Origin of the sequence: Aeromonas sp. TW 6, assembly GCF_013168745.1 — a bacterium.
Lineage (GTDB): Bacteria > Pseudomonadota > Gammaproteobacteria > Enterobacterales > Aeromonadaceae > Aeromonas > Aeromonas caviae.
Genome location: NZ_JABERS010000095.1, coordinates 1 through 3300, shown reverse-complemented (window position 1 = coordinate 3300; position 3300 = coordinate 1). Strand labels below are relative to the sequence as shown.

The window sequence follows — 3300 nt, the reverse complement described above, 5'->3', positions numbered from 1 at the left end:
GGGCTCTTGCGGCGGAGCACCGTTGGAGGTGATCAAGCAATACATTCAAAACCAGCGGGGCTGACGCCCCGGCGAAATTCCCCTCCCACCTACGTCGGAGGGAGTCCCCTTTCGCATTTAAGATGGAATACCTCCGGTTAGCCATCGACGCCAACCCGTCAATCGGGGCGCTCACTTTTTAGCTTAGCCCGCCCGCGCTCGCCCGGTGTGCAGGTAGACACCTGCGCCCTTGACGGTGCCCACCCTGTAGCAGGTATGCTCGACCCCTTCGGCGCCCTGCCGTGCGGGCGCCGCTCAAACAAGGATGCCGCATGCAAACCAAGGACAAGTGTCTGGCCGCCCTGGTCATTCTCTGCTGGGGACTCAACTTCGTCGCCATCAAGTGGGGGCTGGAAGGCATCCCCCCACTGCTGCTGGGAGCACTGCGTTTCGTCGGAGTCGTCTTCCCGGCCATTCTGCTGGTCCCCAGGCCTGCCATGCCCTGGCGCTGGCTGCTGGCCTATGGCGGTGCGATCAGCCTGGGCCAGTTTGCCTTCCTGTTCTGCGCCATGAAATTCGGCATGCCCGCCGGCATGGCCTCCCTGGTGCTGCAATCCCAGGTGGTCTTCACCCTGCTGTTCGCCATGATCTGGCTCGGAGAGCGCTGGCAGCCCCACCACTGGGTGGCACTGCCGCTGGCGGGAGCAGGTCTTTATCTCATTGCCACCCATGGCGAGGGCAACCTCACCCTCATCGGGTTTGTGCTGACGCTGTGCGCAGCCGCCTGCTGGGGCCTTGGCAACGTCATCAATCGCCAGATAGGTCTGCGCTATCGCACCTCTCTGCCGAGCCTGGTCGCCTGGGGCGGGCTGGTGCCCATCCTGCCCTTCTTCGCGCTCTCCTGGCTGTTCGAGGGGCCCGAACTCATCGCAAGCAGCCTGCTCAACATCCGTTGGCAGGGCGTCTTGTGCGTGCTCTATCTCTCGTTTATCGCCACCTGGCTCGGTTATGGCCTGTGGGGGAGGCTGCTGATGCGCTATCCGGTGGCCCAGGTTGCCCCCCTCTCCCTGCTGGTGCCCTGTGTCGGCATGGTGGCCGCCGCCCTGCTGCTCGATGAACACCCCACTCCCCTGCAATGGCTGGGCTCGGGTCTGGTGTTGCTCGGCTTCGTGGTGCATCTGCTGGGGGGCAAGATGCGCTTCTTGAAGACCCAAACCGAGGATTGACCTCGCCCGGGAAACTTCCCATCATGGGTCAGGCCCTCTTGGGCCCACCCCGTTATTTCGGCAGGATGCCATCATCAGGAGAGCAAGGACATGCGTCATCCGTCACTTTCGATCATTCCCTCTTTACCAGGCATCATGCGGGTCACGGCCATGCTGATCCCCTTCTGCTGGAGCCCGTTCGGCTGGAGTGCCACCCTGCCGGCAGATCTCAAATGGGAGAACAACGACACCGATCCCGTCTATGCAGACCCCGAGGCCAAGTGAGGCGGCACCTTCCGGGATTTCATGTCGAGCTTTCCGCTCACCTTGCGCAAATACGGACCGGATTCCAACGGCGGCTTTGCGGCCTACGTGCGCGAGACCAACCTGCCGCTCCTGAGCACCCATCCCGTGACGCGCAATCCCATCCCCATGCTGGCCAACCAGTGGGCTTTCGGCGCGGATAACAAGACGCTCTATTTTCGTATCAACCCCAAGGCCCGCTGGTCGGACGGCCAGCCCGTCACTGCGGACGACTGGGTCTTCACCCTCAAGATGATGCGCAGCAAGGAGATCAACGACCCCTGGTACAACAACTACTACAGCACCCAGATAAGCGAAGTGACCAAGTTTGACGATCACACCCTCGCCATCACCAGCGGCACCGAGAAGAGCCGGGAAGATCTGCTCGAAGCTCTCCCCTTCACCCCGGAGCCCAGCCACGCCATCAAGCTGACCGCCAACTGGGTCAAGGAGTACAACTGGAAGGTGCTGCCGGTCACAGGCCCCTACCAGATTGGCGAGCTCAAGAAGGGCAAGTCGGTTACCTTCGACCGGGTCAAGGATTGGTGGGGGAACGACGAGCGCTACTTCCAGCACCGCTTCAATCCGGATCGCATCGAGATCAAGGTGCTCAGGGATCAGAACATCGCCTGGCAGCACTTCCTGCGCGGTGAGCTCGACACCTTCCCACTCGTGATGCCCAACTGGTGGCACGACAAGAGCAAGACCGCCGAATTCGAGAAGGGTTATATCGAGCGGCTCTGGTTCTACAACCAGACGCCTCAGCCCCCCATGGGGCTCTATCTCAACACCGCCGATCCCTTGCTGAGCAATCTCGACGTCAGACTCGGCATCCAGCACGCCCTCGCCCTGGACAAGATGATCGCGACCCTGCTGCGGGGGGACTACCAGCGTCTCAACACCTATGGCTCGGGCCAGGGAGATTTCACCAATACCGACCTCAAGGCGCGCCCCTTCGATCCCGCACTTGCTCGCGAATTCTTTGCCAAGGCGGGCTTTACCAAGACCGGACCGGATGGCATCTTGCGAAACGACAAGGACCAGCCCCTCTCCCTCAGCATCACCTACACCACGGCGGAACATGCCCAGCGTCTCACCCTGCTGCGGGAAGAGGCGAAAAAGGCGGGGCTCAACCTCGAGCTCAATCTGATGGATGCATCGGCCGGCTTCAAATCCATGCTGGAGAAAAAACACCAGAGTGCCTGGATGGCCTGGAGCGGTGGTCGCTATCCCGCCTACTGGGAACACTTCCACAGGGTCAATGCCAACAAGCCCCAGACCAACAACATCATGAACATTGATGACGATAGGATCTCGGCCCTGGTGGAGCAATACGACAAGGCGTTCGATTTCGGCAAGAAGGCCGACCTCTCCCGCCAGATCCAGCAGCGACTCTATGAGCTCGCCAGCTTCGTCCCCGCCTATCAGGTGCCCTATACCCGGGCTGGCGCCTGGCGCTGGGTACGCCTGCCCAAGGTGCCGGCAACCCCCCAGAGCGACTTGCTCTACTGGCCCCTCGACGGCTCCAACTCGGGTTACAGCTTCGGCGGCCTGCTCTGGATTGACGAAGCGGCAAAGGCGCAGACCCGGGCCGCCATCAAAGGGGGGCAGACCTTCCCGCCAGTGACCATCACGGATACCACCTACCAGCAAAAATAGGGCAGCTGGCACCGTCAGCCCTAAAACAAAATCTATGGTCACCCCCTTTTTTGCAACCTTGATTTCGGGTGTTGTGGTTGGCTTGCTTAAATCTATCCGGCGTCTTGATGGAGAATGTTCTCCGCGCCACGATGAGAATCGCGCCTGACTGTCC

1 protein-coding gene and 2 pseudogenes are annotated in these 3300 nt (G+C 61.2%); all 3 read left to right on the top strand.

Going from position 1 to position 3300, the window contains the following annotated elements; all coding sequences use genetic code 11:
• Positions 1-64: pseudogene (locus HKD46_RS21025) on the top strand (IS200/IS605 family transposase); the annotation flags it as partial.
• Between the two features lie 247 nt (positions 65-311).
• On the top strand, positions 312-1205 hold the full coding sequence (locus HKD46_RS21020) for an EamA family transporter (RefSeq protein ID WP_010675306.1): 894 nt from the start codon (positions 312-314) through the stop codon (positions 1203-1205).
• Positions 1206-1340: 135 nt separating this feature from the next.
• Positions 1341-3146 (top strand): annotated as a pseudogene (locus tag HKD46_RS21015) (extracellular solute-binding protein).
• The last annotated feature ends 154 nt before the right edge of the window (positions 3147-3300 follow it).

What these genes read in the sequence shown, in the direction of transcription:
- HKD46_RS21020 (WP_010675306.1), top strand. Translation starts at nt 312, where the DNA reads ATGCAAACCAAGGACAAGTGTCTGGCCGCCCTGGTCATTCTCTGCTGG.